Below are 25,754 nucleotides of genomic sequence, written 5' to 3'. Positions count from 1 at the left end.
GCGATCAGACCCGCAGCGGCATCAGCACGTACTTCACGCCCGGATCGACCGGGTCGACCACCAGGGTCGGCGAGGCCGGGTCGGCGAAGCGGAACTCGGCCTGCGGGCCGGCGATCTGGCCGCAGACGTCGAGCAGGTAGCGGGCGTTGAAGCCGATCTCGAAGGGCTCGCCGTCGTAATCGACCTCGACCTCTTCCACGGCCTGGCCTGCTTCCATGTTGCGGACGGTCAGGGTGATGCGGCCCGGCTCGATGGCCAACTTCACCGAGCGACTCTTCTCGGCCGAGATGGTGGCCACCCGGTCGACGGCCTTGGCGAAGAGGTCGTTGTCCAGGGTCAGGATCTTGGCGTTGTCCTTGGGGATCACGCGCATGTAGTCGGGGAACGAGCCGTCGATGACCTTGGAGGTCAGGGCGGCGCGGCCGAACTCGAAGCGGACCTTCTGGGGCGAGACCTGCAGGTCGATCGACTCGCCGGCGTCTTCCAGCAGGCGGCGGGCCTCGGCGATGGTCTTGCGCGGCACGATCACGCCGGGCAGGCCGGCCGAGCCCTCGGGAGCCGGCATCTCGGCCAGGGCCAGGCGGTGGCCGTCGGTGGCCACGGCGCGCAGCTTGGTCTCGCCGCCCTCGTTGACCGTGTGCAGGTAGAGGCCGTTCAGATAGTAGCGGGTCTCTTCGGTCGAGATCGCGAAGCGCGTCTTGTCGATCAGGCGCATCAGCTCGTTGACGTCGACGGCGATGCGGCCCGACAGGCCCTCGTTGCTCATCACCGGGAAGTCGCCGGCCGGCAGCACCGGCAGGTTGAAGCGCGAGCGGCCGGTCTGGATGACCAGGCGCGGGTCGTCGCCGTTGAAGCTCAGCGAGACGTCCGAGCCGTCGGGCAGCTTGCGGACGATCTCGTACAGGGTGTGGGCCGGGGCGGTGATCTGGCCGGGCACGTCGATCTGGGCCAGGCCCTCGTCGATGATCTCCATGTCGAGATCGGTGGCCGAGAAGGAAAGCGTGTCGCCATCCGCCGACAGCAGGATGTTGGACAGGATCGGGATGGTGTTGCGGCGCTCTACGACGCTCTGCACGTGACCCAGCGCCTTCAGCAGCGCCGCCCGCTCGATGGTAAGCTTCATTTCTCGGTCCAGGCTGGACGCGGGCGCATGAACGTCGAGAGAATCCCCCGAGCGCCCGGCCCCGCCGTCAATGGACCACGGACATTAGCGCAAACGCGGCCACTGGGAAGGGCCTGCAAGGCCTTTGGCGCAAGCCAGGGCTGTGGATCACGGGGGCGGATGGTTGAAAACCCGCTCTTGAACGGCGTCGTCAATACCTTATATTGATAATCAATCGCAATAAGAGCTCGCATCCATGCGCCTCGCCCTCAAGACCGCCACCTACGCCACCATGCACCTGACGGTGGCCATCGCCGTCGCCTACGCCCTGACCCGCGACTGGCGCGTGGCCCTGGCCGTGGGGATCGTCGAACCGATGGTCCAGACCGTGGCCTTCAACATCCACGAACGGCTGTGGAGCCGGGCGGGCAAGGAGAAGGCGGCGGCATAGGGTTTTCCCTCTCCCCTTGCGGGAGAGGGTGGCCTCCGAAGGAGGTCGGGTGAGGGGTCGCACTCACGCAAAACGCCGCGACGGCTGTGCAGCTGTCGCGGCGTTTGATTTCTGAGAGACCCCTCATCCGTCGGCTACGCCGACACCTTCTCCCGCAAGGGGAGAAGGATCAGGATAATCAAGCCTTGGTGTCGAACGACCCGCCCGACTCTTCGCCGGAAGCCGCATAGGGGTTAGCCGCGGCGGCGGCCGGTTCGGCCGGGGCCGGGCCGGTCGAGCCCTTGGCGGCCACGGCCACCATGGCCGGGCGCACGAGGCGGCCCAGCAGTTCGTAGCCGACCTGCAGCACGGCGACGACGCCGCCGGCGGCGACCTCGTCCGAAGGCTGCTCCATCACCGCCTGATGCAGGTGGGGATCGAACTTCTCGCCCTTGGTCGGGTCGACCTTCTTGAGGCCGTTGCGCTCGAAGGCCGCCTGCAGCTCCTTCTCGGTCATCTCGACGCCGACGATGTAGTTCTTCACCGCCGCGTCCTGCGAATCGCGCGGGCTGGCGGCGGTGGCGCGCGACAGGTTGTCGGCCGCGCCCAGCAGGTCGCGGGCGAACTTCTGGATGGCGTAGGCGCGGGCGTCGTTCATCTCGCGCTCGGCGCGGCGCTTGACGTTCTCGGCCTCGGCCGCATAGCGCAGCGCCTGGTCCTTCATGGCCGCGATCTCGGCCTTCAGGGCCTCGATTTCCTGGGTCAGGTCTTCGGCTTCGAAAGCGACATCTTCGGCCGGCGTTTGCTCGTCGGTCATATCCAAACAGTCCTCATCCATCGATCATCCGGCCGAGCACGCGGGCGGTATAGTCCACCAACGGGATCACCCGGGCATAGTTCAAACGCGTGGGGCCGATCACGCCGATCGCGCCCAGCACCTTCTGTCGCCCCGTCATATAGGGCGCCGCGATCACGGAGGAACCCGAAAGCGAAAAGAGTCGCGTCTCGGCTCCGATGAAGATGCGCACGCCCTCGGCGTCGCGCACGTCGTCGAGCAGGCCGATCAGTTGGCCCTTCTGCTCCAGGTCGTCGAACAGCTGGCGCACGCGCTCCAGGTCCTCGCGGGCGCCGCCCTCGGCCAGCAGGTTGGCGCGGCCTCGGACGATCAGGGCCCGCTCGGCCCCCTCCCCGCCGCCCCAGGCGGCCAGGCCGTCCTCCACCAGGCGCGCGGCGGTCTCGTCCAGCTGGCGGCGGGCCGTCTCCAGCTCGGCGCGGATCTCGTCCTTGGCCTCGGTCAGGGTGCGGCCGCGCAGACGGGCGTTGAGGAAGTTCGACGCCTCCTGGAAGGCCGAAGGCGTCAGCCCCGCCCCGCCGCGCATCAGCCGGTTCTCGACCGTGCCGTCCTCGAACACCATCACCGCCAGGGTCTGGCCGCCGCCCAGCGAGACGAACTCCACGTGCTTGACCCCGCCCTCGCGGACCGGGGTGACGACGATGCCCGCCCCGCCGGCCAGGCCCGACAGGATGGCCGAAGCCTCGTTCAGCGCCTCCTCGAAGGTGCGGCCCTTGGCGTAGAGGCGGCTTTCGATCTCGCGCCGCTCGTCCTCGCCGACGTCGCCGACCTCCAGAAAGCCGTCGACGAACATCCTAAGGCCCGCGTGCGTCGGCATCCGCCCGGCGCTGGTGTGCGGGCTGTCGAGCAAACCGAGCTGCGCCAGGTCCTGCATGGTGTTGCGGATCGAGGCCGGCGACAGCTGGATGCCGCCGCGCGACAGCGTGCGCGAGCCCACCGGCTCGCCGGTCTCCAGATAGGCCTCTACGACCCGGCGAAAGATGTCGCGGGCGCGGGCGTCCAGCTCGGTCAGGCCGGGCGTCCGAGCGATCGGTCCCGGAAAAAGCTGTGTCATGGCCCTTGGAGATAGGGTTGAGGGGCGAAAAAATCGAGCGGGGACTTGGAGGTTCCCGCCGGGGGGAGGATAAGCGGCGCCTTCAACCACGACTAGCCCCCGCCAACCAGACCGGAGTTTCCCATGCGTCCGTCCGAACGCGCCCCCGACCAACTGCGCGCCGTCACGCTGGAAACCGGCGTCAACCGTTACGCCGAGGGCTCGTGCCTGATCGGTTTTGGCCACACCAAGGTGATGGTCACCGCCACGGTCGAGGAGAACGTCCCCGGCTGGATGCGCAACAAGGGCGCCGGCTGGGTGACCGCCGAGTACGGCATGCTGCCTCGCGCCACCCACACCCGCGGCCGCCGCGAGGCCGCCGCCGGCAAGCAGACCGGCCGCACCCAGGAGATCCAGCGCCTGATCGGCCGCTCCCTGCGCGCCGTCGTGGACCTCAAGGCCCTGGGCGAGCGCCAGATCAGCCTCGACTGCGACGTCATCCAGGCCGACGGCGGCACCCGCACCGCCGCCATCACCGGCGCCTGGGTCGCCCTGCGCCTGGCCACCAACTACCTGCTGGAAGAGGGCGTGCTGAAGGCCGACCCGATCCTGGGCCAGGTCGCCGCCATCTCCTGCGGCGTGTTCAAGGACACCCCGGTGCTCGACCTCGACTACGAGGAAGACAGCAACGCCGAGGCCGACGGCAACTTCGTGCTGACCGGCGGCGGCGAGATCGTCGAGATCCAGGCCACCGGCGAAAAGCGCGGCTTCACCCGCGGCGAGTTCGACACCCTGTTCGGCCTGGCCGAAAAGGGCATCGGCGAACTGTTCGAATTCCAGCGCGCGGCGATCGGGAAGTAAGGGGAAGCGCTCTTGCCCCCTCTTCCATAGGGAGAGGGAGGGGCCCGCCGCGAAGCGGTGGGAGGGTGAGGGGTTTCACCGTTGGCAGGCAAATCCGAGATGGCGACCAATCGTCCGACGTCGAAGCTGGAAACGCCGCGCTTCATTCGGTGAGTTTGTTACCTCTCACCCTCCCACGCCTTGCGGCGTGGGCCCCTCCCTCTCTCAAAGAGAGAGGGGTAACCGAGTAAGCGTCGGTAGCTCCCTACCGCGCCGCCACCACCGTGATCTCCACCGCATAGTCCGGGCTGGCCAGCCGCGCTTCGACCGTCGTGCGGGCCGGCGGGTTTTCCGGATCGACCCAGGCGTCCCAGGCCGCGTTCATCGCGTCGATCTGGCCGATGTCGGCCAGGTGGATGGTCGCGCTGAGCAGGCGGGCCTTGCTGGATCCGGCCTGCGCCAGGGTGTCGTCGATCTGGGCCAGCACCTCGCGCGTCTGCTCCAGCACCGAGCCGCCCACGGTCTCCTCGGCGACGTGGCCCGACAGGAACACCACGCCGTTGAAGACCACCGCGTCGCTCCACCGCGCCGCCTTGCCGATACGTTCGATCATGTTGGGAATTTCCTTCTCGATGGGCGCTTTCTAACCCAGCGCCCGGGTCGTCCAGTCCACGATCTGCGACGCGCTCATCAGGCCGGCCTGGCGGGCGACCACCGCGTTGTCGCGGAACAGGATCAGGGCCGGGATGCCGCTGACGCCGAGAGCCGAGGCCGGCGCGGGATGGGCCTCGGAGTTCAGCTTCAGCAGGCGCACGCGCGGTTCGAGCTTGCCCGCCGCGGCGGCGTAGTTGGGCGCCATGGCCCGGCACGGGCCGCACCACGGGGCCCAGACGTCGAGCAGCACGGCCGCGCCTTGCGTCAGGCGGCGATGGCGGTCGAGGCCGGCGGCGTCGACCTCGATCGGACTTGCGGTGAACAGGGCGCTCTTGCAGCGACCGCACTTGCCGGCGGCGGGATCACGCTCTTGCGGCAGGCGGTTGGCCGCTCCGCAGGATGGACAGACGATTTGCATGGACCGCAGGTGTGGCGCGGGCGCCCTCGCCGCAAGGGCGCCTCAGTCCTCGTCGTGGCCCTCGCCCGGGCCGTGCTCGAAGGTCATCAGGTCGCCCGGCTGGCAGTTCAGCTCGCGGCACAGGGCGTCGAGGGTCGAGAAGCGGATGGCCCGCGCCTTGCCGGTCTTCAGGATCGACAGGTTGGCGATGGTCACCCCGACACGGTCGGACAGCTCGGTCAGCGACATGCGGCGTTCCAGCAGCACGCGGTCGAGATTGACGCGGATGGACATGGGGACGCAGAACTCCGCGGTCAGATGGTCAGTTCGGCTTCGCGACGAAGGCGGGCGCCTTCGCGGAAAACCTCGGCCAGGACGAACACCACCAGTACCGAGAACCAGGCGTTCAGGGTGAAGGAGCCGTCGACCAGCTTCTCGCCGTCGATCAGCACCCGGGTCAGGGCGGCGAACACGTAGCGCCCGATCTCCAGGGCCGCGAGAATCCCGCCCACCACCCGCAGGCGGCGCACGTTCTCGGGATGGAACGGGTCGCCCAGGGTCATGGTGGCGAAGATCTTGCGCAGCCGCTCGACGATGGCCATCCAGCCGCCCGACATCAGCGCCCAGCCGCCCAGGGCCGCGGCCGATCCCGGACCGTTCTTGGCCAGGGGCTCGGCCAGCTCGCTGGGCAGGATCGAGGCCAGCAGGTCGGTGTTGAAGCTCAGCAGCAGCACCAGGATGGTCACCAGGGCCAGCAGGCTGACCCAGATCCACAGCACGTAGTAGCTGACGTCGAGAATGATCTTCAGGAAGCTCGATACCGAGCCCGGCCCCAAGGCGCGCATGGGCTTTGTCCCCGCCAAAACCTTTTTAGCGACTCGCTCGCGGCGGTCGCCGGATTGAAGTCTAGAGCGAGTGGGCGAGGAACGTCACGGCCGAGATCGGCAGGCCCGCGATCAGCGCCACGGTCGCCAGGCGGAAGGCCGAGGTTTCCAGCAGGCTGAACAGGCGGGGCAAGGTCATCAGGGCGGTTCCAGGCGGGGGACGGAGAAGCCTTTCTCCGATGACGCCAGGATCGCCGATCGGCGGCCAGCGAACAATGCCGCTTATCGATAAACGATATTAAACTTTCGCAATGATCGGGCCTTGCGGCGACCGGCCGCCGGGGGTCTAACGGGCCGTCTTTTGTCGAGGAGCCGCGCGATGACCCTGAAACTGATCAACGGCCAGAAGATCGTCGCCGCCACCCACAATCCGGGCAAGGCCAAGGAACTGGCCGCCCTGCTCGACGGCCGTTTCGAGGTGCTGGCCGCCGGCGCCCTGGGCCTGCCCGAGCCGGACGAGACCGAGAGCACCTTCGTCGGCAACGCCCTGCTCAAGGCCCGCCACGCCGCCGACCTGTCGGGCGAGGTCAGCCTGGCCGACGACTCGGGCCTGTCGGTCGCCGCCCTGGACGGCGCGCCCGGCATCTATTCGGCCCGCTGGGCCGGCCCGACCAAGGACTTCGCCCAGGCCATGGACAAGGTGGCCGAGCGCATCGAGGCCACCGGCTCGGAAGACCTCGCCGCCTGGTTCACCTGCGCGCTGGCCGTGGCCTGGCCCAACGGCGGCCCGGCCGTCGTGGTGCAGGGCGAGGTGCACGGGACGCTGGTGTTCCCGCCGCGCGGCGACAAGGGCTTCGGCTACGACCCGATCTTCATCCCGACGGGCTACGACCAGACCTTCGGCGAGATGGAGCCGGCCCAGAAGGACGCCATGAGCCACCGCGCCGTGGCCTTCGAAAAGCTGAAGGCGGCGCTGTTTGAGTGAGGTCGCACAGGCCGCGGGCCCGCCCTCGTCCTTCGACAAGCTCAGGATGAGGGCTAGTGCTGAGGCCGCAGTAGAAATCCTCATCCTGAGCCTGTCGAAGGACGAGGATTTCGCCCCCTCGGTGATGGCCGCATGACGCCCGCCCTCCCTCCCCTAGGCCTCTACGTCCACTGGCCCTACTGCGCCCGCATCTGCCCCTATTGCGACTTCAACGTCGTGCGCGACCGGGGGCGGACCGACGAGCAGGCGGCTCTGGCCGACGCGATCGTCGCCGACATGACCGCCCAGCGCGCCCTGACGGGCGACCGCCGCCTGCTGTCGATCTTCTTCGGCGGCGGCACGCCCTCGCTGATGGACCCGGCCGCCGTCGCCCGCGTCATCGAGACCGCCAAGACGCTGTGGTCGCCCACCGACGACCTGGAGATCAGCCTCGAGGCCAATCCCACCGACGCCGAGGCCGGTCGCTTCGAGGCGCTGGCGGAGGCGGGCGTCGCGCGGCTGTCGCTGGGCGTCCAGGCGCTGGACGACGCCTCGCTGAAGCTCTTGGGCCGCAACCACGACGCCGGCTCGGCCAGGCGCGCCATCGCCACGGCCGCGCGCCTCTTCCCGCGCCTGTCGGTTGATCTGATCTACGCCCGTCCCGGCCAGACCGACGCCGCCTGGCGCGAGGAGCTGGGAGAGATGCTGGCCTACGGCCCCGAGCACGTCTCGCCCTACCAGCTGACCATCGAGGCCGGCACCGCCTTCGACCGCGCGGTGGGACGCGGCAGGATCGTCCCGCCCGACGAGGACCTGGCCGCCCAGCTGTTCGAGACCACGCAGGAGGTGCTGGAGGCCGCCGGCTTCGACGCCTACGAGGTGTCGAACCACGCCCGGGGCGCGGCCGCCCGCTCGCGCCACAACCTCGTCTACTGGCGGGGCGTCGACTATGTCGGCGTCGGCCCCGGCGCCCACGGACGCCTCACGCTGGAGAGCGGCAAGGTCGCCACCACCGCCCGCGCGAAGATCGCCGACTACATCGCCGCCGTGACCCGCGACGGGACCGGCTTCGAGCGCGAGGACCTTTCCGCCGTCGAGGCCGCCGAGGAACGCCTGCTGCTGGGCCTGCGCATCGACGACGGCGTGGCCTTTGCCGAGATGGCCGCCCTCGACCTGCGCGCGGACACGCCCAAGGTGAAATCGCTGGTCGAGTCCGGCCTTCTGGTCGATGACCCTGATCGTCTGCGCGCCACGCGTCAGGGCAGGCTCGTGCTCGACCGGCTTACGGGCATGCTGGCGACCTGATAACTGTTCGCGACACCTTCTCCGGGGCGGCGCCCCACACAAGGATAGTTTCGCGTCTTGAGCCGTCTGCTTCCCCCGCCCGTCCTGTCCGACGCCCCCCTCGCGCCCGGCCTCTATCTCGTGGCCACGCCGATCGGGAACCTGCGCGACATCACCCTGCGGGCGCTCGACGTGCTGGCCGCCTGCGACCTGCTGCTGGCCGAGGACACCCGCGTCACCGGCAAGCTGCTGTCGGCCTATTCCATCAAGACCAGGCTGGAGCGCCACGACGAGCACGTGGCCGAGCGCGCCATCCCGGCCATCCTGGAGCGGCTGGAGGCCGGCGAGCGCGTGGCCCTGGTCTCGGACGCCGGCACGCCGATGGTCTCCGACCCCGGCTACCGCCTGGCCCGCGAGGCCATCGCGGCCGGCCATCCGGTGTTCCCGATCCCCGGCGCCTCGGCGGCCCTGGCGGCGCTCACCCTGGCCGGCCTGCCGACCGACCGCTTCCTGTTCGCCGGCTTCCCGCCGCCCAAGAGCGGTGCGCGCAAGACCTTCCTCGAGGAATTCGCCAACGTCCGCGCCACCCTGATCTTCTTCGAGGGCGCCTCGCGGGTGGACGACGCGCTGGCCGACATGGCCGCCGTGTTCGGCGCCGATCGTCCGGCCGCGGTGTGCCGTGAACTGACCAAGCTCTACGAGACCTGCGTGCGCGGCCCGCTGGGCGAGCTGGCCGTCGACCCCCGCTTCGAGGCCCCCAAGGGCGAGATCGTCATTCTCGTGGGTCCCGGCGAGGAGAAGGCCGCCAGCGCCGACGACGCCGAGGCCGCCCTGCGCGAGGCTATGAGCCGCCTGCCCCTGGGCGAGGCCGCCTCGGAAGTGGCCAAGGCGCTGGGCCTGTCGCGCAAGGACCTCTATCGTCAGGCCCTGGCCCTGAAGGAGGCCGGATGACGGCCGGTCCCTTCCGCGAGATCCGCAGCGCACGCGGCGCGGCCGCCCGCCGCTCCGGCCGCCGGGCCGAAGCGATCGCCGCCGTCTGGCTGATGCTGAAGGGCTACCGCATTCTCGGCTTCCGCCTGGCCACTCGCGCGGGCGAGATCGACATCCTCGCGCAACGCGGACGCGTCTTGATCGTTGTCGAGGTCAAGAGCCGGACGAGCCTGGAGGCGGCGCTGGAAGCGGTGAGCTTCGAACAACGGATGCGCCTGCGCCGGGCGGGCGCGCTGGCCGCGGCCTCGCGCGCCGGGCTGAAGGGCATGGCCGTGCGCCTGGACCTGATGGCCCTGTCGCCCGGCCGCCCGCCTCGCCACGTGCCCGACGCCTGGCCGGACGACGGGAGGGCCTGGGCATGATCCGCGAGGAAGCGGAGGAAATCCTCACCCGCGCCGGCGAGCACGACGACGACGGCTTTCCGCTGTTCGAGGCGGCCCTGGCCTGCGCCGTGCACGATGATCCCGACCGCGACGAGCAGCCGGCCCTCGATCTCGCCCGCTCGTCGGTCGAGCGCCTGAAGGCCCGGCTGCAAAGCGAGTCGCCCGAGGAGGCGATCGCCGAGACCATGTCCGGCGACCTGCGCCTGACCGGCGACCTCCTGACCTACGACCACCCCGACAACGCCGACGTCATCGCCATCGCCGGGCGCCGCAAGGGCCTGCCCGTGGCGCTCGGCGTCTTCTACATCCACGCCGCCCGCCAGGCCGGGCTGGAGGTGTTCGGCGTCGATTTCCCCGGCCACTTCCTGCTGCGCATCGAGACCGACGAGGGTCCGCTGGCGCTGGATCCGTTCAGCGAGGGCCGGGTGGTGCTGCCGTCGGAGCTGTCGCGCCGGGCCCTGCGCACCGGCCTGATGCCCGACGTCGCCGCGCGCCTGGACCAGCTGATGGCCCCGATCTCCGACCGCGCCGTGCTGATCCGCCTGCAGAACAACATCTTCGCCCGCGCCCAGCAGGCCCGCGACTGGGCCCGCGCCGAGCGCTCGGCCCTGCGCCGCGCCCTGCTCGACCCCACCGACCACCACCCCTGGCTCGACGTCGCCGCCGCCCGCGAAGGCCAGGGCGCCCTGGCCGGGGCGCTGCAAGCCCTGTCGCGCGCGCAGACCCTGGACGGCGGGGCGACGATCGCGGCCCGAGCCGCACGCGAACGCGTGCGGCTGCGGCTGAACTGAAAGAGGGCGGCGCGGGAGCGGGTGCGGCTACGGTTGAATTAGCGCCTCCCAAAGTCTGCCCCGGAGCGTCGAAAAACGGACGTCGCGAAGAGCGGATTGGGTGAGAAGCGGTACTACTGCCTCAGTCGCCAAGCTGCAGTTTTGTACGGTTCTGGAACTGGATCTTTCAGCGGATCGAGACCCTGCGCCTCAAGCTCATCAAACCACTGATCCCGCTTGGACAGCGGTAGACGTTCACCGCACCAGGGGCAGAAGTAGATCAGTTGGCGCGAAGCCCCGCCCGGCGTCTCGACCGAGTACTCGTCGAACACCTCGTCGTACTCGACAACGACCTTTTCATTTTCCGGATGCGTGCTGACGTGTCCGGCGCCGGTTCCATGTGTCATGCCGCAACAATAGCGGTCGTCGTTCGCGGCGGCCAAGGGTGGTGAGCGGACGTTGCTTCGCTCACGACAAGCGCAACGCGGCAAGCGCCGCTAGATCGGGCATCTGACCGTGGGCGGTTGAGAAAACCTCGGGCGACGTTCGCGCCCGCTCCAGCACCGACGCTTCGCTCTCGATCCAACTGGCGAACCCTTGGGCCTGCCACGAGTAGCCCTCGGCATTGGCCAGCTCGAACAGCTTCTCGACAAAGCCCTCAGCCAGCGCCTGCCCCCAGGCCAGCGCCGCGTCAGCGGAGGGGGCATCGATCCAGACAGCCTCGCTGGATTCATGATCCCAGCCGCCGTCACGATTGGCGACAAACTCGTCCGGGCTCTCAAATCCAAATCTAAAGAGATAGCGCATGCGCAGACCATAGAGCTGACGCCGCCGGGTTTCACAACGGGTCGGGGCCGCAATTGGGGACCGCGCCGCGCGGGAGCGGGTGCGCTTGAACTGATCGCCCCCCTAATTCGCCTCCCTCGCCCTCGTGGCGAGGGCCCATGCCGGCGACAGCTCAGATCTCCGACAATCCTGCACGATCTGAGCGGCTGGACGATGGGTCCTCGGCGCAAGGTCGAGGAAGGCAGGAGGAGGAAACGGGAAAGCGAGAGAAGCGCCGCCCTTCCCCCTCGCAATCGCGCCGCTTCGACTTAACTAGACACCAGCGCCCCGGAACCGTGTACCTGTGCGCGCAAGTCAAAACGCCCCAGGAGTCCCCATGTCGTTGCGCGTCGCCGTCCAGATGGATCCCGTCCTGGGGATCAACATCGACACCGACACCACCTTCCTGATGATGATGGAGGCCAAGATCCGCGGCCATAAGCTGTGGTTCTACACGCCCGACAAGCTCTCCCTCGAAGACGGCCGGGTGTTCGCGCGCGCCCAGCCGCTGGAGGTGTTCGCCGAGAAGGGCGCGCACGCCAAGCTGGGCGAGACCGTGCTGCTCGACATGAAGGACGACGTCGACGTGGTGCTGATGCGCCAGGATCCGCCGTTCGACATGGCCTACATCACCGCCACGCATTTTCTCGAAAAGGTTCACCCACACACGCTGGTGGTGAACAATCCCGCGGAAGTGCGCAACGCGCCCGAGAAGCTGTTCGTCACCGACTTCCCCGGCGTGCAGCCGCCGACCCTGATCACCTCGGACCACGAGGCGATCTACGACTTCCGCGCCCGTCACGGCGACATCGTCCTGAAACCCCTCTACGGCGGCGGCGGCTCGGGCGTGGCTCGTCTGCTGGCGGACGATCCCAATCTCGACGCCCTGCTCGAACTGCACGCCATGATCGGCCGCGAGCAGGTCATCGCCCAGAAGTTCGTTCCCGCCGTCAGCAAGGGCGACAAGCGCGTGCTGCTGGTCGACGGCGAGCCGGTGGGCGCGATCAACCGCGTGCCGGCCGCCGGCCAGGTGCGCTCGAACCTGCGCGTCGGCGGCCGCGCCGAGGCCGTCGAGCTGACCGCCCGCGACAAGGAGCTGTGCGCCATCATCGGCCCGGAACTGAAGAAGCGCGGCCTGCTGTTCGTCGGCATCGACGTGATCGGCGAGTACCTGACCGAGATCAACGTCACCTCGCCCACCGGCGCGCAGCAGTTGAAGCGGTTCAGCGGAATCGACGCCGCCGCGATCCTCTGGGATCGGATCGAAGCCATTCGATCAACTTCTGCGTGAACAAGTGGCGCTAGTATACTGAATCGTCACACTTTCCCAAAACGTTCGATTTTTGTTCTTGCTCCGAACCGGTCCGCATGCTGGACTTGTGGATAACTAGGACAAAAACCGGGGGATCGGGATGGCGGCCAAGGTCGTCACGGTGGCGTTCGAGGGCGTCGAGGCGCGCCGCGTCGACGTCGAGGTGCAACTGACCGGCGGGGTTGTCGCCTTCGCCGTGGTGGGTCTGGCCGACAAGGCCGTGGCCGAGAGCCGCGAGCGGGTGCGCGGGGCTTTCGCCGGCCTCGGCCTGTCGATGCCGGGCAAGCGCATCGTCGCCAACCTGGCCCCCGCCGACCTGCCCAAGGAGGGCACCCACTTCGACCTGCCGATCGCCCTGGCGCTGCTCGGCGTCATGGGCGTGATCCCGGCCGACGCGCTCGACGGCTGGGCGGCGATGGGCGAGCTGTCTTTGGACGGCCGCATCGTCGCCTGCGCCGGCGCCCTGCCCGCGGCCATGGCGGCCGGGGCCATGGACCTGGGCCTCATCTGCCCCGAGGCCTGCGGACCGGAAGCCGCCTGGGCCGGCGGCACGCGGATCCTGGCGCCGCGCTCGCTGGTGGCGCTGATCAACCACTTCCGGGGCAGCCAGATCCTCAGCGCCCCCGCCCCCGGCCCGGTGGTCGAGGGCGAGCGGGCGAAAGACCTTCGCGACGTGAAGGGCCAGGAACAGGGCAAGCGGGCGCTGGAGATCGCCGCGGCCGGCGGCCACAACCTGCTGTTCGTCGGCCCGCCGGGCTCGGGCAAGTCGATGCTGGCCCAGCGCCTGCCCGGCCTGTTGCCGCCTCTGACCTCGGGCGAGTTGCTGGAGACCTCGATGGTCCACTCGGTGGCCGGGCTGATCGCCAGGGGCACGCTCACCCGCGCCCGCCCCTTCCGCAGCCCCCACCACAGCGCCAGCATGGCCGCCCTCACCGGCGGCGGGCTGAAGGCCAAGCCGGGCGAGGTGTCGCTGGCTCACAACGGCGTCCTGTTCCTCGATGAACTGCCCGAATTCGGCGTCCAGGCCTTGGACAGCCTGCGCGCGCCGCTGGAGACCGGCGAGGTGATGGTCGCCCGCGCCAACGCCCACATCCGCTATCCGGCGAGGGTGCAACTGGTGGCCGCCATGAACCCCTGTCGCTGCGGCCATGGCGGGGCCGGGCGCGGCGCCTGCGGCAAGGCTCCGCGCTGCCAGCGCGACTACCAGGGCCGGGTGTCGGGTCCGCTGATGGACCGCATCGACCTGGCCGTCGACATGCCCGCCGTCACCGCCGCCGACCTCGCCCTGCCGGCCTCCAGCGAAGGCTCGGCCGAGGTCGCCGCCCGCGTGGCGGCCGCTCGCCGGCTGCAGACGCAGCGCGCCGAGGACGTCATGCCCGGAACGCCCGAGGTCTTGAACGGCCGCGCCGAGGGCGAACTGCTGGAGCGCATCTGCGCCCTCGACGAGCCCGGCCGCACCCTGCTGACCCGCGCCGCCGAAGCCGGCCGCCTCTCCGCCCGCGGCTGGACCCGCACCCTGCGCCTGGCCCGCACCATCGCCGACCTGGAAGGCGCGGCGTCGGTCAAGCGGGTGCACGTGGCCGAAGCGTTGGCGCATCGGCGGACGGCGACGGCGGGGGAGATGGAAACCCTCTGATCCCTCTCCCCGCGCACCGGGGACTACGAAGTGGTGGAGGGGGCCAGACTGGGCACCGCGTCAAGATCGGGAAGGTGGCCCGAAGGGCCGGAGGGGGCCGTTTTCAGCTTCCGAGATGCGGGCCGGCCTTTCCCCCGCCCGCAACAAACCCGCCTCCCTCGCCCTCGTGGCGAGGGCCCATGCCGGTGACCGCTCAAACCTCGACCGTCCTGGCAAAGGTCTGAGCGGCTGAACGATGGATCCTGGGCACAAGGCCCAGGAAGGCGGTGTTGGGATTGGCGAGGGCGGGTGCGGGAGGGCGCGCCTACCTCTCCTTCCGTAAAATCCCCGCGAAAGCGGGGACCCAGGCTTTTTCTGAAACCCACGGTGCCTGATCCTTCTCCCCCAGCGGAGAGGGTGGTCTCCCGGAGGGAGGTCGGGTGAGGTGTCTCACAAACCTCCAAGCCGCGGCGGCGGTCAGGTCGGGTGGAGGCGTCCGATATCTGAGAGACCCCTGATCCGTCGGCCTTCGCCTACCACCTTCTCCTGCAAGGGGAGAAGGGTCGCCAACCTGACCTTAACCCGCGTCCCCTACAGTCGCGCGCCATGACCAAGACCCGCGACGCCGTCACCGCCGAACAGCTGGCCACGTTGAGCCACGAGTTCCGCACGCCCCTGAACGGGGTGCTGGGCATGGCGCGTCTGCTGGAAAACACCATACTCACCGCCGAACAGCGCTCCTATGTCGCCGCCCTGCGCGAGAGCGGCGACCACCTGCTGAGCCTGGTCAACGACGTGCTCGACTTCGCGCGCCTGGGGGCCACGGCCCTGGAGCTGCATCTGGCCCCTGTGCACATCGAGGACCTGCTGCGCCAGGTGGCCGAGCTGATGAGCCCGCGCGCCCACGAGAAGGGCGTCGAGATCGCCTGGGCGGTCGAGCGCGGCCTGCCGCCGCTGCTGGCCGACGAGGGCCGCCTGCGCCAGGTGCTGCTGAACTTCGCCGGCAACGCCGTGAAGTTCACCGAAAAGGGCGGCGTGCTGATCACCGCCCGCGACGTCGGCGAAGGCCGGGTGCGCTTCTCGGTGGCCGACACCGGGCCGGGCGTCGCGCCCGAGCAGCGCGAAAGCATCTTCGAGGCCTTCGTCCAGACCGATCCCTCGCACCAGGCCCAGCTGGGCGGCGCGGGACTGGGCCTGGCCATCGTCGCCCGCCTGGCCGCCGCCATGGACGGCGCGGCCGGCGTCGGCGAGGCTTCTGGAGGCGGCGCCGACTTCTGGTTCGAGGCCCCGTTCGAGCGCCAGCCCGTCGCGCCCCCCGCCCCGCCGCTGGAAGGCCGGTTCGTCGCCGTGGTCTCGCCCAACCCGGTGGTCCGCGAGGCCGTCGGCGCCCAGGCCATCGCGTCGGGCGCCTGGGTCAGGAATCTGGCCGGCCTGGACAAGGTCGACACCCTGCCCGCCGCCACCGTGCTGCTGGTCGACGCCGCCCTGGCCGCGCCGGACCGTCCGCTGGCCGCGCCGGCCGGCCGCGCCGCCGTGGCGCTGCTGACCCCCGACCAGCGCGAGCTGATCCCCAGCCTGTCGAAGGCCGGCTTCAGCGGCTATCTGATCAAGCCCCTGCGCCGCGCCTCCCTGGTCACGCAAGTGCTGTCGGCCAAGCCGATCGACGCCGCCCTTGAGGCCATCGTCACCCCGGCCGAGGCCCAGGACGACCGCATCGCCCCGGCCGCCGCCCCCGGCGCCCGCGTGCTGCTGGCCGAGGACAATCCGATCAACGCCCTCTTGGCCCGCACCCTACTGGAGCGCGAGGGCTGCACCGTCGACCGCATCGCCAGCGGCGACGAAGCCGTGGCCGCCCTGTCGCGCGGAACCTACGATCTCGTCTTCATGGACCTGCGCATGCCGGGCCTGAACGGGCTGGAGGCCACCCGCGCCGTCCGCGAGAAGGGCGTCGACACCCCGATCCTGGCCCTGACCGCCGACGCTTTCGACGAAGACCGCCGCCAGTGCCTGCTGGCCGGCATGGACGACTTCCTGGTCAAGCCCCTGACCCCCGCCGCCCTGCGCGAGGCGCTGTCGCGCTGGACCGGCCCCGACCGCCCGCGCCGCTGGACGAACGTCGCGACGCGCGCCAAGGTCGCCCGCTGACGGGACCCGCGCTTTCCCCGTCTTCGGGGAAGATCGCATGAGCCAGGACACCACTGCCGAGACGGCGGCGCCGGCCAAGAAAAGCCTGCTCCAGACCCTGGCCTTCTTTCTCGAGCGTCGCAGCCTGGTGATGCTGGGCCTGGGCTTCGCCTCGGGCCTGCCCTTCATGCTGATCTTCGACACCCTGTCGCTGTGGCTGCGCGACTCCGGCCTGTCGCTGGCGGTGATCGGCTTCTTCAGCCTGGCCACCCTGTCGTTCTCGTTCAAGTTCCTGTGGGCGCCGCTGATCGACCGCGCCCGCGTGCCGGTGCTGCACGGCCTGCTGGGTCACAGGCGGGCCTGGATCCTGGTGTTCCAGACCTGCATGATCCTGGGCCTGTTCCTGATCTCGACCCTCAATCCGATATCGCAGCTGGCGGCCCTGGCCGCCGCCGCGGTCGCCGTCGGCTTCGCCACCGCCTCGCACGACATCGTCATCGACGCCTGGCGCATCGAGGTCGCCTCGCGCGAGGAGCAGGGTCCGATGGCGGTGGCCTACCAGTGGGGCTTCCGCGGCGCGATGATCGCCGCCGGCGCCGGTCCGCTGCTGCTGGCCGAGCGGTTCGGCTGGAACCTGTCCTACGCCGTCATGGGCGTGGTGGTCGGGATCGGGGTGATCGCCACCCTTTTCGCGCCGCGCGAGGCCGAGCACACCATCCGCCCGATCCCGACCGACGACGTGGCCCAGCCCCAGGCGCTGGCGATCCTCGAATGGCTGGTCCGCCTGGCGATCCTGCTGCTGGGCGCCCTGGTCCTGGGCTCGGGCCTGTCGGGCGACGCGACCCTGCTGTCCAAGCTGGTCGGCGGCGAGGCCCTGGCCAAGGCCTGGTCCGCCAAGCCCAACGGGGTCTGGCTGCAGCTGCTGGGCGTCCTCATCGGCCTGGCCGTGGTGGTGATCGCCGCCTGGCCGATCCCCAAGGTGCGCACCAAGCCCGGCGTCTACATGTCCAAGGCCTTCGGCGAGCCGCTGATGGAGTTCATGACCCGCTTTCGCGGCGTGGCCGGCCTGATCCTGGCGGCGATCTGCCTCTACCGGGTCTCGGACTTCGTGCTCAACATCATGAACCCGTTCTATCGGGACCTGGGCTTCACCCTCACCGAGATCGCCGAGATCCGGAAGGTGTTCGGCATCATCGCCTCGATGGCCGGGGTGTTCCTGGGCGGGGTGGTCGTGGCGCGCCTGGGGCTGATGAAGGCCCTGATCATCGGGGCCTTCGCCCAGCCGATCAGCAATCTCGGCTTCGCCCTGCTGGCCATGAGCGGCCACAGCGTGCCGATGCTGTTCACCACCATCTGCCTGGACAACATCTGCGGCGGCGTCGCCGGCACGGCCCTGATCGCCTACATGTCGAGCCTGACCAGCGCCGGCTTCACGGCCACCCAGTACGCCCTGTTCTCGTCGCTCTACGCCCTGCCGGGCAAGCTGGTGGCCTCGCAGTCGGGCCGCATCGTCGAGGCCTCGGCCATCGCCGCCGAGCATGGCGGCCCGCTGGGCGCGCTGAAGGCCCTGTTCGTCCGCCTGCCGCCCGAGACCTTCGCCGCCGCCGGCGCCAAGCTGAACGTCAGCGGCGCGGCCATGGGCGCGGGCTATGTCGCCTTCTTCATCTACACCGCCATGATAGGCCTCGTGGCCATCGTCCTGGCGTTCATGGTGGCGGCGCGGCAGCCACGGATCGAGGCGGCCAAGGCGGCGGCGGCCGAAGCCGCCGCCTAGCCCGGCCCCCTCAGCAGGCGCAGATCAGCGGATAGTTGGTCGTGTCGGCGATGGTGGTCATGCCGTAGTACTGCACCAGCACCGACTCCGCCGTGCAGAACGCCCCCTCGACCCAGGCCTGGTCGTTGGAATAGGCCTCGCCGATGATGAAGAGGTTGGCCGCGCTCGCGCCGGGAACCAGGCCTGTCGGCTGGCGGATTTTCTGCATCACGTCGCAGATGTCGTAGTGGGCCGCCCAGGCGTGATAGCCGGCCCCGAACGGATTGAGCGAGAAGTCGTCGAAGATCGACTCCACCGGCCAGGGGATCTGGTGGGCGGCGTTCGGGTCGCCCCAGTGCACCTTGGCCAGTTCCAGCAGCACCATGCGGATCATGGTGTCGGTCGCCTTCCGGGGGCCGAACAGCACCTGGTAGTCCTGGTCGATAGGCACCTTGCGGCGCTCGCCCACCCCGATCTCCAGCTCCTGCCAGAACTGCACGTACTGCATGTCGTCGTAGGAGGCGAGCACGCCGTAGGTCGGCTTGTCGGTCCCCTGGCTGTTGTTCCCGAAGTAGTAGACCTGGCGCAGCGGCAGGTCGGTGATGGTGGGGCCAAAGACGTTGTCCTTGCCCGACAGGTCCGGCGGATAGGGCACGTCGGCGTCGGTCCACCACGGGCGGTCGAAGAACAGCATCACCCGCATCGACGGCTGGCGGATCACCCCGTCCATGTAGAGCTGCACGCCCTCGGCGTTGAGGATGTCGAGCACGCCCTCGGGCATGTCGGCGTAGCGCGTGGCCTCGGCCACCAGGTCCAGCGAGGCCGGCGGCATGGCCAGGAAGGCGTTCTGGGTGGTCTGCACCTCGCCGCCCTTGAACGGGTTCTCTGCGCTGGCCAGGCGATAGTTGACGGTCTCGCCTTCGAGCCAGACCGAATGCAGGCGCGTGCGCTGGGTCAGGACGAGATCCACCCCCGCCTCCCGCGCCGCCGCCAGGGCCTGCTGGTAGAGCTGGACGAAGACCTGGGAATAGCCGCCGTTGACGGTCTTGAACGCTCCGCCCGGCGCGAACTCGCCGTTGTAGACGGCGGCGTTGGCGGCGTTCCAGTTGATGACGTTGGAGGTGTAGCCGCCGGCGTCGGCGGCGTACTCGTAGCCCTCGTTGCCGGCCTGGTCGTAGAAGACGTTCCAGTAGCCGATGTTGCCGGCGATCGCGCCCGGCGGATAGACGAACGAGTTGAAGGTGTCCGGCAGCCGGCCCGAGCCGTAGAAGGCGCACTGCTGGGTCCGGGTCGAGACCGGCGCATTGCCGGTGATCAGCGCCGAGATGTTCGAGAACAGGGTGGCGGCCGGCTGCTCGTTGTTGCCCGGGGTGTTGTAGGGCGCGGGGTGGGTCGCCAGGTCGTTCTGGTAGATGTGCTCCTCGCGCAGGAACAGCAGAGGGTTGTCGGTGGTGTTGAAGTCGATGACCTTGCCCGAGAGCCCAAGCGCCTGGATGGTCAGGGTGACCAGCTGGTGGCCCTGGGTTCCGTCCCACTCGATGAAGCGCATGCCGCCCGCCTCGATGTAGGACTGCTTGGGATCGTCGAAGCAGAAGTGGGTGACGATGCGCCCCGCCGGCAGGCGCGTGCCCGAACCCGGCCCGTCGAAGGCGTAGTCGCCCCACTCGTAGAGCTGGATCACATCGCCCGCCACGGCCTTGCCGCCGGTGACCAGCCGCCAGGCCGTGTAGAGCCCCGCCGGCCCCGCGCCGAAGATCGTATAGGTCGTCGCCATCGCCGCCTCCCCGCCGGCCGCCGCTCGCGACCGAAAATTGCATTCGGGCGATTACGCGCGGCGCGGTCCGGGGCGGCTGTGCGAAACCAGACAACCGCCCAAGAAAACGGGGCAAAGAAAAAGGCCCCGGATCGCTCCGGGGCCTTCGTCGTCAGGGTTGGCGCCCGCCTCAGTCGGCGGTCGTCGCGGTGTCGACCGGGGCTGCGTGGTGCTCGTCCGAACCGTGCGACCACTTCTTGAGGAAGGGCGACAGCAGCAGGAAGATCACGCCGATGCCGGCGGCGATCAGGCCGATGACGTTGAACACCTGCAGCGAGGTGCGCAGCGCCGCCTCGGGGTCCAGCACCTGGCCGCCGACGGTTTCCACCGTCGTCAGGCCGGCGATGAAGCCGCCGACGTACTGGGCGATGGCCACGGCCATGAACCACACGGCCATGACGAACGACACCATCGAGGCCGGCGACAGCTTGGTCATCTGCGACAGGCCGACGGGCGACATGCACAGCTCCCCGGTGGTGTGCAGCATGTACATCAGCACCAGGAAGAACAGCGGCATGCGGAAGGCGCCGTCGGCGAAGGTCGAGCCCCACTGCAGCACCAGGAAGCCCAAACCGACTTGAAGCAGGGCCAGGCCGAACTTGACGACCGGGTTGGGGTCCTTGCCGCGACGGCCCAGGAAGGTCCACAGGGCCGCGAACACCGGGGCGAAGATCAGGATCCAGCCGGCGTTCAGGGCCTGGGTCTGGGCGGCGTTGAAGCTGGAGTCGATCCAGAAGGTCGAAGCCGGGTCGAGACCCGCCGCCTTCAGCTGACCCGGAGTGGCGATGGTCACCGCGTCGCCGAACAGGTGGATCGGGGCCGAGGTGAGGTTCAGGTTGACGTTGGTGGCCGCGAACAGGTTCAGCGACGAACCGGCCTGCTCGAACAGGGTCCAGAACACCACCGCGCCGAAGATCAGGAACATGGCCAGGCCCAGGCGCTCGCGCTCGACCTTCTCGACCTTGGTGAACATGAACCACAGGATGTAGCCGATCGAGCCGATCATCCCGAGGGTCAGGGTCACGCCGACGATGGCGCTGCGCTGGACCAGGAAGAACACCACGCCCACGGCCAGCAGCGACACCAGGTAGATCAGGTGCTCGCGGCTCAGCGGGCCGGCGACGTTCTGCTTCAGCGCCTTGGCGTCCGGCGCCTCGCCCTTGCCCATCAGCAGCGGCTTGCCCAGCACGAAGACCACGAAGCCGGCCAGCATGCCGATCCCGGCCAGGCCGAAGCCCGCCCACCAGCCGACCTTGACGCCCAGATAGCCGCACAGCAGCGAGGCCCAGAACGAACCCAGGTTGATGCCGTAGTAGTAGAGGGTGAAGCCCGGATCCCGGCGCGGATCGCCCTGCGGGTAGAGCTGGCCGACGATGGTCGAGATGTTGGGCTTCAGGAAGCCGACGCCGACGATGATCAGCGACAGGGCCAGCCAGAAGATGTTGAGATAGGTCGGGTCACGCCCCTCGACGCCCAGCTTGTACTGGCCCTTGGGCAGCACGGACGGCAGCGCCGCATCGGCCGGCAGGTTCTTGATCTCGAAATCGCCGACCTTGGTGGCCGAGATGTCGTAGGGCTTGCCCGCCACGATCAGGCGCGCCACGCGGTCGTCGCCGCGGCCCTCGGCCTGGAATTCGTAGGTCTGGCCCGCATAGGCCAGGGTCTGGGTCGCCGGCTTGCCCTCGACCGCCATGGTCAGGTGGCCCGCCACCAGTAGCAGCGCGCCGAAGGCGACGGCCTTGCGGGTGCCCAGCCACTTGTCGGCCAGGAAGCCGCCGATCAGCGGCAGCAGGTAGACGAGGGAGGTGTAGGAGCCATAGTGGGCGTTGGCCACCTTCGGCTCGAACAGGAAATGCTGCGTCAGATAGAAGATCAGGATCGCCCGCATGCCGTAGTAGGAGAAGCGCTCCCACATCTCGGCGAAGAACAGGATGATCAGCCCCTTGGGGTGCTCTTTGATAAGCTGCAGGAATACCGGCAGACCCGTCAATAACGTGACGAGCACGCCAATAACAATGACAATGCTATTCATTCTCGACCTTGACTGTATTCAAGTCAGATAGGGCGACACCAACGGTCGTTTCGCCCTCCCCTCCCCAGTTCGCGGGGAGAAGATCACGCGGCTTTCCGTTTCACAAGCAAAGGCTTGCCGGAGGGGAGCGCTTGGCCCGCCCCGCGCGTTTCAGTGGCGACAGGTTCCGCAACGACACCCGCAACGACTGGGGAACGCGCATGCAATCGTCAAATCCCGACCACCCGATCACCTGCGCCCGCGAAAGCGGCCGCGTTCGGGCGCTGTTCGAAGGCCACGAGATCGCCGACAGCGACGATGTCCTGGTTCTGCGCGAGGCCGACTATCCGCCGGTGCGCTATTTCCCGCGCGCCGACGTGGCCACGGCCTTCCTGCGCAAGTCCGACAAGACCACCCGCTGCCCGTACAAGGGCCAGGCGACCTACTACACGATCTGTCGCGACGGCCAGATCATCGAGGACGCCGTCTGGTCCTACGAGGCGCCCCTGCAGGGCATGGAGCGCATCGCCGGGCGGCTGGCCTTCTATCCGCAGCATGTCGACTTCCAGAACGACGCGCTGAGTCCGGCCGAGCCCGCCGCGATCCCGGGCGGAGCGCCCCGCAACGCCCACGAGGTCGACGAGATCGTCCGCCACACCGACAGCGGCTCGGGCAGCAGCCAGGCCGAGCACTGGGAGGCCAATGTCTCGATGCCCGACGACGAGGCCTGGGAGGGCGACGAGGACCAGATCGTGGGCCGCCCCTATCACGGGACGGGCTCGATCTAGGGGGCCGGCGGCCGGAAAACGCGATCGAATGCGTGGAAATGCATATTTTTGTCACTCCACGGCGCCGTTCGTGCTTGCCAAGCGTTGCAACCCAGGAGATCGTCTCAAATGAAACCGTCCGCTCCCGCCCCCAAGGGAGAACAGAGACGGAGGAGGAAGCCATGGCCTATATCAGCCTGGAGGCGCGCCCTCAGACCGCGCAGCCTCGACGCCGGATCCGGTGGGAGCGCGTCGCCGTCGTGGGCGCCAGCATCGCCCTGTGGGCCGGCCTCATCGCCCTGGCCACAGCCCTTTCCTGACGCACCGTGCGGATCGCTCGCGCGCCGTCAGGCCGCGAGGTTCCCATGCCGCTGAACGCCTGTCGCCCGATCTCTATCGGCGTCGCCCGATCGGCCGCCGATGTCTATGACTACGCCCGCCGTCCCGAGACCATGCCCGAATGGGCCGCGGGCCTGGGCGGCGGCCTGCGCGCTTCCAACGAGCCCGACGTCTGGATCGTCGATACGCCCGGCGGCGAGGCCCGGGTGCGCTTCTCCCCCGACAATCCCTACGGCGTGCTCGACCACTGGGTGACCCTGGCCGACGGAACGGAAGTCTCCGTCCCCCTGCGCGTCGTGGCCAACGGCGACGGCGCCGAGGTCACCCTGACCCTCTTCCGCCTGCCCGGCATGGACGACGCCGCCTTCGCGCGTGACGCCGAGGCGGTGACCCGCGACCTCGAAACGCTGAAAGCGCGGCTGGAGGGCTGAGACCGCAAGCGTCGCCGGAGGAACCGCCGTACTCACCCCAGGGTTTGGCTACCGGTCCCCGCAACACGGCCGGGACCAACGAGGGCAGGCCATGGACGACGGTTTCATCACCAAGCGCGGAACGGGCGACGAAACCCATCAGCAGGTTCCCAAGGACGGCCCGCACGGACCCGAGGGCCACCTGACCACCAACCAGGGCGTCAGGGTCTCCGACAACCAGAACCAGCTGAAGTCGGGCCCGCGCGGCCCGGTGCTGCTGGAAGACTTCGTCCTGCGGGAGAAGATCTTCCACTTCGACCACGAGCGCATCCCCGAGCGCATCGTCCACGCCCGCGGTTCGGCCGCCCACGGCTTCTTCGAGCCCTATCCGGAAGCGGCCAGGCTCAGCAAGGCCGACCTCTTCCAGCGCCCCGGCGAGAAGACCCCGGTGTTCGTGCGCTTCTCCACCGTGGCGGGCGGCGCGGGCAGCGTCGACACGCCCCGCGACGTGCGCGGCTTCGCGGTGAAGTTCTACACCCAGGAGGGCAACTGGGACCTGGTGGGCAACAACATCCCGGTGTTCTTCATCCAGGACGCCATGAAGTTTCCCGACCTCGTCCACTCGGTGAAGATGGAGGCCGATCGCGGCTATCCGCAAGCCGCCAGCGCCCACGACACCTTCTGGGACTTCATCAGCCTGATGCCCGAGGCCACCCACATGATCATGTGGGCGATGAGCGACCGGACCATCCCGCGATCCCTGCGCACCATCGAAGGCTTCGGCGTCCACACCTTCCGGCTGATCGACGCCCGGGGGAAGTCGACCTTCGTCAAGTTCCACTGGAAGCCCAAGCAGGGCGTGGCCTCGACGCTCTGGGACGAGGCGGTGAAGATCGCCGGCGCCGATCCGGACTTCCAGCGCCGCGACCTCTTCGAGGCCATCCAGCGCGGCGACTTCCCCGAGTGGGAGCTGGGCGTCCAGGCCTTTGACCAGGCCTTCGCCGACGGCTTCGAGTTCGACGTCCTGGATCCCACCAAGATCATCCCCGAGGAGGTGCTGCCGATCACCCCGATCGGCCGCATGGTGCTGGACCGCTGGCCCGACAACTTCTTCGCCGAGACCGAGCAGGCGGCCTACTGCCCGGGCAACATCGTGCCGGGCGTCGACTTCACCAACGACCCGCTGCTGCAGGGACGGCTGTTCTCCTATCTCGACACCCAGAAGAGCCGGCTGGGTACGTCCAACTTCCACCAGATCCCGATCAACGCGCCCAAGTGCCCGGTGATGAACTTCCAGCGCGACGGCATGATGCAGATGCTGCAGCCCAAGGGCCGCGCCAACTACGAGCCCAACAGCCTGGCCGAAACGGCCGGCGAGATCGGCGGGCCGCGCGAATGCCCGGTGACCGGCTTCCATACCCACGAGGCCGCCGACCGCGACGACGAGCAGGGCGACAAGCTGCGCATCCGCCCCGAAAGCTTCGCCGACCACTACAGCCAGGCGCGCCTGTTCTTCCGCTCGCTCGACCCGGCCGAACAGGCGCACCTGGCCTCGGCCCTGGTGTTCGAGCTGTCGAAGGTGGAGATCGAGGCGGTGCGGACGCGGATGCTGTCCAACCTGGTCAATGTCGATCCGGAGCTGGCGGCCCGGGTCGGCGACGGCCTGAACATGCCCGTGCCCAAGGCCTCGAAGACGGCGGTTCCCGTCCAGGACCTGCCGCCCTCGCCCGCCCTGCGGATCGTCAACGGCCCGCGCGCCCCGACCGACCTGAAAGGCCACGTGATCGGCGTCCTGGTCGCCGACGGCTCCGACGCCAAGGCGGTCGACAAGCTGAAGGCGGCGATCGGCAAGGCCGGCGCGGTGGCCAAGGTGATCGCCCCGAAGATCGGCGGCGCCAAGGGCGCGGACGGAACCCTGATCCCGGCCGACGGCCAACTGGCCGGAACCCCTTCGGTGACGGTCGACGCCGTGGCCCTGGTGCTGTCGGAGGCCGGCTGCGCGGCCCTGCTCAAGGAAGCCGCCGCCGTGCAGTTCGTCATGGACGCCTTCGGCCACCTCAAGGCCATCGGCGCCAGCGAGGCCGCCAAGCCCCTGCTGGACAAGGCCGGGGTCGAGTCGGACGAGGGCGTCACCGGCCTGGGCGAGGATTTCCTCGCCGCCGCGGTCAAGCGGTTCTGGGACCGCGAACCCAAGGTGCGAACCCTGGCTTAAAACCCCTCTCCCCTTGCGGGAGAGGGTGGCCCGCAAAGCGGGTCGGGTG

25 protein-coding genes and 2 pseudogenes are annotated in these 25,754 nt (G+C 69.2%); 15 read left to right on the top strand and 12 right to left on the bottom strand.

Annotated features, from left to right (window positions below; all coding sequences use genetic code 11):
• Positions 1–4: 4 nt before the first annotated feature.
• Positions 5–1,123, bottom strand: coding sequence for a DNA polymerase III subunit beta (gene dnaN, locus AC07N1_RS13845; protein ID WP_494672345.1), 1,119 nt, complete (start codon positions 1,121–1,123; stop codon positions 5–7).
• 235 nt (positions 1,124–1,358) lie between these two features.
• On the opposite strand from dnaN, the pseudogene AC07N1_RS13840 reads away from it, so the two are divergent.
• Positions 1,359–1,529 (top strand): annotated as a pseudogene (locus AC07N1_RS13840) (DUF2061 domain-containing protein); the annotation flags it as partial.
• 202 nt (positions 1,530–1,731) lie between these two features.
• Here the strand turns inward: AC07N1_RS13840 and grpE are convergent.
• Positions 1,732–2,349: a nucleotide exchange factor GrpE gene (gene grpE, locus AC07N1_RS13835; protein WP_494672344.1), complete on the bottom strand. Its 618-nt coding sequence runs from the start codon at positions 2,347–2,349 to the stop codon at positions 1,732–1,734.
• 13 nt (positions 2,350–2,362) lie between these two features.
• A complete protein-coding gene (gene hrcA, locus AC07N1_RS13830; protein WP_110120421.1) occupies positions 2,363–3,439 on the bottom strand; it encodes a heat-inducible transcriptional repressor HrcA in 1,077 nt (358 codons plus the stop codon).
• A gap of 123 nt (positions 3,440–3,562) precedes the next feature.
• Between hrcA and rph the strand changes: the two genes are divergently transcribed.
• Complete coding sequence (gene rph, locus AC07N1_RS13825) at positions 3,563–4,279, top strand: ribonuclease PH (RefSeq protein WP_494672343.1); 717 nt, start codon at positions 3,563–3,565, stop codon at positions 4,277–4,279.
• 244 nt (positions 4,280–4,523) lie between these two features.
• Here the strand turns inward: rph and AC07N1_RS13820 are convergent, their stop codons facing one another.
• The 4 genes from AC07N1_RS13820 to AC07N1_RS13805 are packed head-to-tail and all read right to left on the bottom strand — an operon-like array spanning position 4,524 to position 6,154.
• Entirely contained in the window at positions 4,524–4,871 is a 348-nt protein-coding gene (locus tag AC07N1_RS13820; protein WP_494672342.1) for a RidA family protein, read from the bottom strand.
• Positions 4,872–4,901: 30 nt separating this feature from the next.
• A complete protein-coding gene (locus AC07N1_RS13815; RefSeq protein WP_494672341.1) occupies positions 4,902–5,330 on the bottom strand; it encodes a thioredoxin domain-containing protein in 429 nt (142 codons plus the stop codon).
• A 42-nt stretch (positions 5,331–5,372) separates the two neighbouring features.
• Positions 5,373–5,603, bottom strand: a complete 231-nt coding sequence (locus AC07N1_RS13810) for a helix-turn-helix domain-containing protein (protein WP_110120425.1) — start codon at positions 5,601–5,603, stop codon at positions 5,373–5,375.
• A 20-nt stretch (positions 5,604–5,623) separates the two neighbouring features.
• Positions 5,624–6,154 carry a DUF2975 domain-containing protein gene (locus AC07N1_RS13805; protein ID WP_494672340.1) on the bottom strand — a complete coding sequence of 177 codons (531 nt, stop codon included), beginning with the start codon at positions 6,152–6,154 and terminating at the stop codon, positions 5,624–5,626.
• A gap of 358 nt (positions 6,155–6,512) precedes the next feature.
• Here AC07N1_RS13805 and rdgB point away from each other — a divergent pair, with 358 nt between their 5' ends.
• On the top strand, positions 6,513–7,118 hold the full coding sequence (rdgB, locus tag AC07N1_RS13800) for an RdgB/HAM1 family non-canonical purine NTP pyrophosphatase (RefSeq protein WP_494672339.1): 606 nt from the start codon (positions 6,513–6,515) through the stop codon (positions 7,116–7,118).
• Between the two features lie 19 nt (positions 7,119–7,137).
• Here rdgB and AC07N1_RS13795 read toward each other — a convergent pair.
• A pseudogene (locus AC07N1_RS13795) lies at positions 7,138–7,227 on the bottom strand (hypothetical protein); the annotation flags it as partial.
• A 23-nt stretch (positions 7,228–7,250) separates the two neighbouring features.
• Here AC07N1_RS13795 and hemW point away from each other — a divergent pair.
• The 4 genes from hemW to AC07N1_RS13775 are packed head-to-tail and all read left to right on the top strand — an operon-like array spanning position 7,251 to position 10,545.
• Positions 7,251–8,402 carry a radical SAM family heme chaperone HemW gene (gene hemW, locus AC07N1_RS13790; RefSeq protein WP_494672338.1) on the top strand — a complete coding sequence of 384 codons (1,152 nt, stop codon included), beginning with the start codon at positions 7,251–7,253 and terminating at the stop codon, positions 8,400–8,402.
• A gap of 57 nt (positions 8,403–8,459) precedes the next feature.
• Complete coding sequence (gene rsmI, locus AC07N1_RS13785; protein ID WP_494672337.1) at positions 8,460–9,332, top strand: 16S rRNA (cytidine(1402)-2'-O)-methyltransferase; 873 nt, start codon at positions 8,460–8,462, stop codon at positions 9,330–9,332.
• Complete coding sequence (locus AC07N1_RS13780; RefSeq protein WP_494672336.1) at positions 9,329–9,733, top strand: YraN family protein; 405 nt, start codon at positions 9,329–9,331, stop codon at positions 9,731–9,733. The genes rsmI and AC07N1_RS13780 overlap by 4 nt, the downstream gene beginning before the upstream one ends.
• Positions 9,730–10,545: a SirB1 family protein gene (locus AC07N1_RS13775; protein WP_494672335.1), complete on the top strand. Its 816-nt coding sequence runs from the start codon at positions 9,730–9,732 to the stop codon at positions 10,543–10,545. Before AC07N1_RS13780 ends, AC07N1_RS13775 begins: the two co-directional genes overlap by 4 nt.
• Before the next feature lie 113 nt (positions 10,546–10,658).
• Here AC07N1_RS13775 and AC07N1_RS13770 read toward each other — a convergent pair whose 3' ends face one another.
• Positions 10,659–10,967 (bottom strand): DUF6980 family protein, encoded by a 309-nt coding sequence (locus AC07N1_RS13770; RefSeq protein ID WP_494672334.1) that lies wholly within the window; start codon positions 10,965–10,967, stop codon positions 10,659–10,661.
• Positions 10,968–10,992: 25 nt separating this feature from the next.
• Positions 10,993–11,331 carry a hypothetical protein gene (locus AC07N1_RS13765; RefSeq protein WP_494672333.1) on the bottom strand — a complete coding sequence of 113 codons (339 nt, stop codon included), beginning with the start codon at positions 11,329–11,331 and terminating at the stop codon, positions 10,993–10,995.
• A 355-nt stretch (positions 11,332–11,686) separates the two neighbouring features.
• Between AC07N1_RS13765 and gshB the strand changes: the two genes are divergently transcribed.
• From gshB to AC07N1_RS13745, 4 genes are all read left to right on the top strand, one after another.
• Positions 11,687–12,640, top strand: coding sequence for a glutathione synthase (gene gshB / locus AC07N1_RS13760; RefSeq protein WP_494672332.1), 954 nt, complete (start codon positions 11,687–11,689; stop codon positions 12,638–12,640).
• A 121-nt stretch (positions 12,641–12,761) separates the two neighbouring features.
• On the top strand, positions 12,762–14,297 hold the full coding sequence (locus AC07N1_RS13755) for a YifB family Mg chelatase-like AAA ATPase (RefSeq protein ID WP_494672331.1): 1,536 nt from the start codon (positions 12,762–12,764) through the stop codon (positions 14,295–14,297).
• Positions 14,298–14,882: 585 nt separating this feature from the next.
• Complete coding sequence (locus AC07N1_RS13750) at positions 14,883–16,421, top strand: response regulator (RefSeq protein WP_494672330.1); 1,539 nt, start codon at positions 14,883–14,885, stop codon at positions 16,419–16,421.
• Between the two features lie 37 nt (positions 16,422–16,458).
• Positions 16,459–18,174, top strand: coding sequence for an AmpG family muropeptide MFS transporter (locus AC07N1_RS13745; RefSeq protein WP_494672329.1), 1,716 nt, complete (start codon positions 16,459–16,461; stop codon positions 18,172–18,174).
• 10 nt (positions 18,175–18,184) lie between these two features.
• Here the strand turns inward: AC07N1_RS13745 and AC07N1_RS13740 are convergent, their stop codons facing one another.
• Together AC07N1_RS13740 and AC07N1_RS13735 are read right to left on the bottom strand one after the other, a co-directional pair.
• On the bottom strand, positions 18,185–19,927 hold the full coding sequence (locus tag AC07N1_RS13740; RefSeq protein WP_494672328.1) for a flavin monoamine oxidase family protein: 1,743 nt from the start codon (positions 19,925–19,927) through the stop codon (positions 18,185–18,187).
• 169 nt (positions 19,928–20,096) lie between these two features.
• The gene (locus AC07N1_RS13735; RefSeq protein WP_494672327.1) at positions 20,097–21,998 is read right to left on the bottom strand and encodes a peptide MFS transporter; all 1,902 of its coding nucleotides are present in this window, start codon (positions 21,996–21,998) and stop codon (positions 20,097–20,099) included.
• Between the two features lie 200 nt (positions 21,999–22,198).
• On the opposite strand from AC07N1_RS13735, the gene AC07N1_RS13730 reads away from it, so the two are divergent.
• The 4 genes from AC07N1_RS13730 (at position 22,199) to AC07N1_RS13715 (ending at position 25,705) form a co-directional block, all read left to right on the top strand.
• On the top strand, positions 22,199–22,765 hold the full coding sequence (locus AC07N1_RS13730; RefSeq protein WP_494672326.1) for a DUF427 domain-containing protein: 567 nt from the start codon (positions 22,199–22,201) through the stop codon (positions 22,763–22,765).
• A gap of 161 nt (positions 22,766–22,926) precedes the next feature.
• Positions 22,927–23,064, top strand: coding sequence for a hypothetical protein (locus tag AC07N1_RS13725; RefSeq protein WP_494672325.1), 138 nt, complete (start codon positions 22,927–22,929; stop codon positions 23,062–23,064).
• Positions 23,065–23,109: 45 nt separating this feature from the next.
• Positions 23,110–23,514, top strand: coding sequence for an SRPBCC family protein (locus tag AC07N1_RS13720; protein ID WP_494672324.1), 405 nt, complete (start codon positions 23,110–23,112; stop codon positions 23,512–23,514).
• A gap of 91 nt (positions 23,515–23,605) precedes the next feature.
• The gene (locus tag AC07N1_RS13715; protein ID WP_494672323.1) at positions 23,606–25,705 is read left to right on the top strand and encodes a catalase; all 2,100 of its coding nucleotides are present in this window, start codon (positions 23,606–23,608) and stop codon (positions 25,703–25,705) included.
• Positions 25,706–25,754 lie beyond the last annotated feature (49 nt).

The sequence above is a fragment of the Caulobacter sp. GW821-FHT09B11 genome (assembly GCF_059418205.1).
Note: the sequence above shows the minus strand (reverse complement) of the source record. Positions and strands in the feature narration are given on the sequence as shown.

Coding starts and splice junctions, on each gene's coding strand:
- dnaN (WP_494672345.1), bottom strand. CDS start 1,123: ATGAAGCTTACCATCGAGCGGGCGGCGCTGCTGAAGGCGCTGGGTCAC.
- grpE (WP_494672344.1), bottom strand. CDS start 2,349: ATGACCGACGAGCAAACGCCGGCCGAAGATGTCGCTTTCGAAGCCGAA.
- hrcA (WP_110120421.1), bottom strand. CDS start 3,439: ATGACACAGCTTTTTCCGGGACCGATCGCTCGGACGCCCGGCCTGACC.
- rph (WP_494672343.1), top strand. CDS start 3,563: ATGCGTCCGTCCGAACGCGCCCCCGACCAACTGCGCGCCGTCACGCTG.
- AC07N1_RS13820 (WP_494672342.1), bottom strand. CDS start 4,871: ATGATCGAACGTATCGGCAAGGCGGCGCGGTGGAGCGACGCGGTGGTC.
- AC07N1_RS13815 (WP_494672341.1), bottom strand. CDS start 5,330: ATGCAAATCGTCTGTCCATCCTGCGGAGCGGCCAACCGCCTGCCGCAA.
- AC07N1_RS13810 (WP_110120425.1), bottom strand. CDS start 5,603: ATGTCCATCCGCGTCAATCTCGACCGCGTGCTGCTGGAACGCCGCATG.
- AC07N1_RS13805 (WP_494672340.1), bottom strand. CDS start 6,154: ATGCGCGCCTTGGGGCCGGGCTCGGTATCGAGCTTCCTGAAGATCATT.
- rdgB (WP_494672339.1), top strand. CDS start 6,513: ATGACCCTGAAACTGATCAACGGCCAGAAGATCGTCGCCGCCACCCAC.
- hemW (WP_494672338.1), top strand. CDS start 7,251: ATGACGCCCGCCCTCCCTCCCCTAGGCCTCTACGTCCACTGGCCCTAC.
- AC07N1_RS13780 (WP_494672336.1), top strand. CDS start 9,329: ATGACGGCCGGTCCCTTCCGCGAGATCCGCAGCGCACGCGGCGCGGCC.
- AC07N1_RS13775 (WP_494672335.1), top strand. CDS start 9,730: ATGATCCGCGAGGAAGCGGAGGAAATCCTCACCCGCGCCGGCGAGCAC.
- AC07N1_RS13765 (WP_494672333.1), bottom strand. CDS start 11,331: ATGCGCTATCTCTTTAGATTTGGATTTGAGAGCCCGGACGAGTTTGTC.
- gshB (WP_494672332.1), top strand. CDS start 11,687: ATGTCGTTGCGCGTCGCCGTCCAGATGGATCCCGTCCTGGGGATCAAC.
- AC07N1_RS13755 (WP_494672331.1), top strand. CDS start 12,762: ATGGCGGCCAAGGTCGTCACGGTGGCGTTCGAGGGCGTCGAGGCGCGC.
- AC07N1_RS13750 (WP_494672330.1), top strand. CDS start 14,883: ATGACCAAGACCCGCGACGCCGTCACCGCCGAACAGCTGGCCACGTTG.
- AC07N1_RS13745 (WP_494672329.1), top strand. CDS start 16,459: ATGAGCCAGGACACCACTGCCGAGACGGCGGCGCCGGCCAAGAAAAGC.
- AC07N1_RS13740 (WP_494672328.1), bottom strand. CDS start 19,927: ATGGCGACGACCTATACGATCTTCGGCGCGGGGCCGGCGGGGCTCTAC.
- AC07N1_RS13735 (WP_494672327.1), bottom strand. CDS start 21,998: ATGAATAGCATTGTCATTGTTATTGGCGTGCTCGTCACGTTATTGACG.
- AC07N1_RS13730 (WP_494672326.1), top strand. CDS start 22,199: ATGCAATCGTCAAATCCCGACCACCCGATCACCTGCGCCCGCGAAAGC.
- AC07N1_RS13725 (WP_494672325.1), top strand. CDS start 22,927: ATGGCCTATATCAGCCTGGAGGCGCGCCCTCAGACCGCGCAGCCTCGA.
- AC07N1_RS13720 (WP_494672324.1), top strand. CDS start 23,110: ATGCCGCTGAACGCCTGTCGCCCGATCTCTATCGGCGTCGCCCGATCG.
- AC07N1_RS13715 (WP_494672323.1), top strand. CDS start 23,606: ATGGACGACGGTTTCATCACCAAGCGCGGAACGGGCGACGAAACCCAT.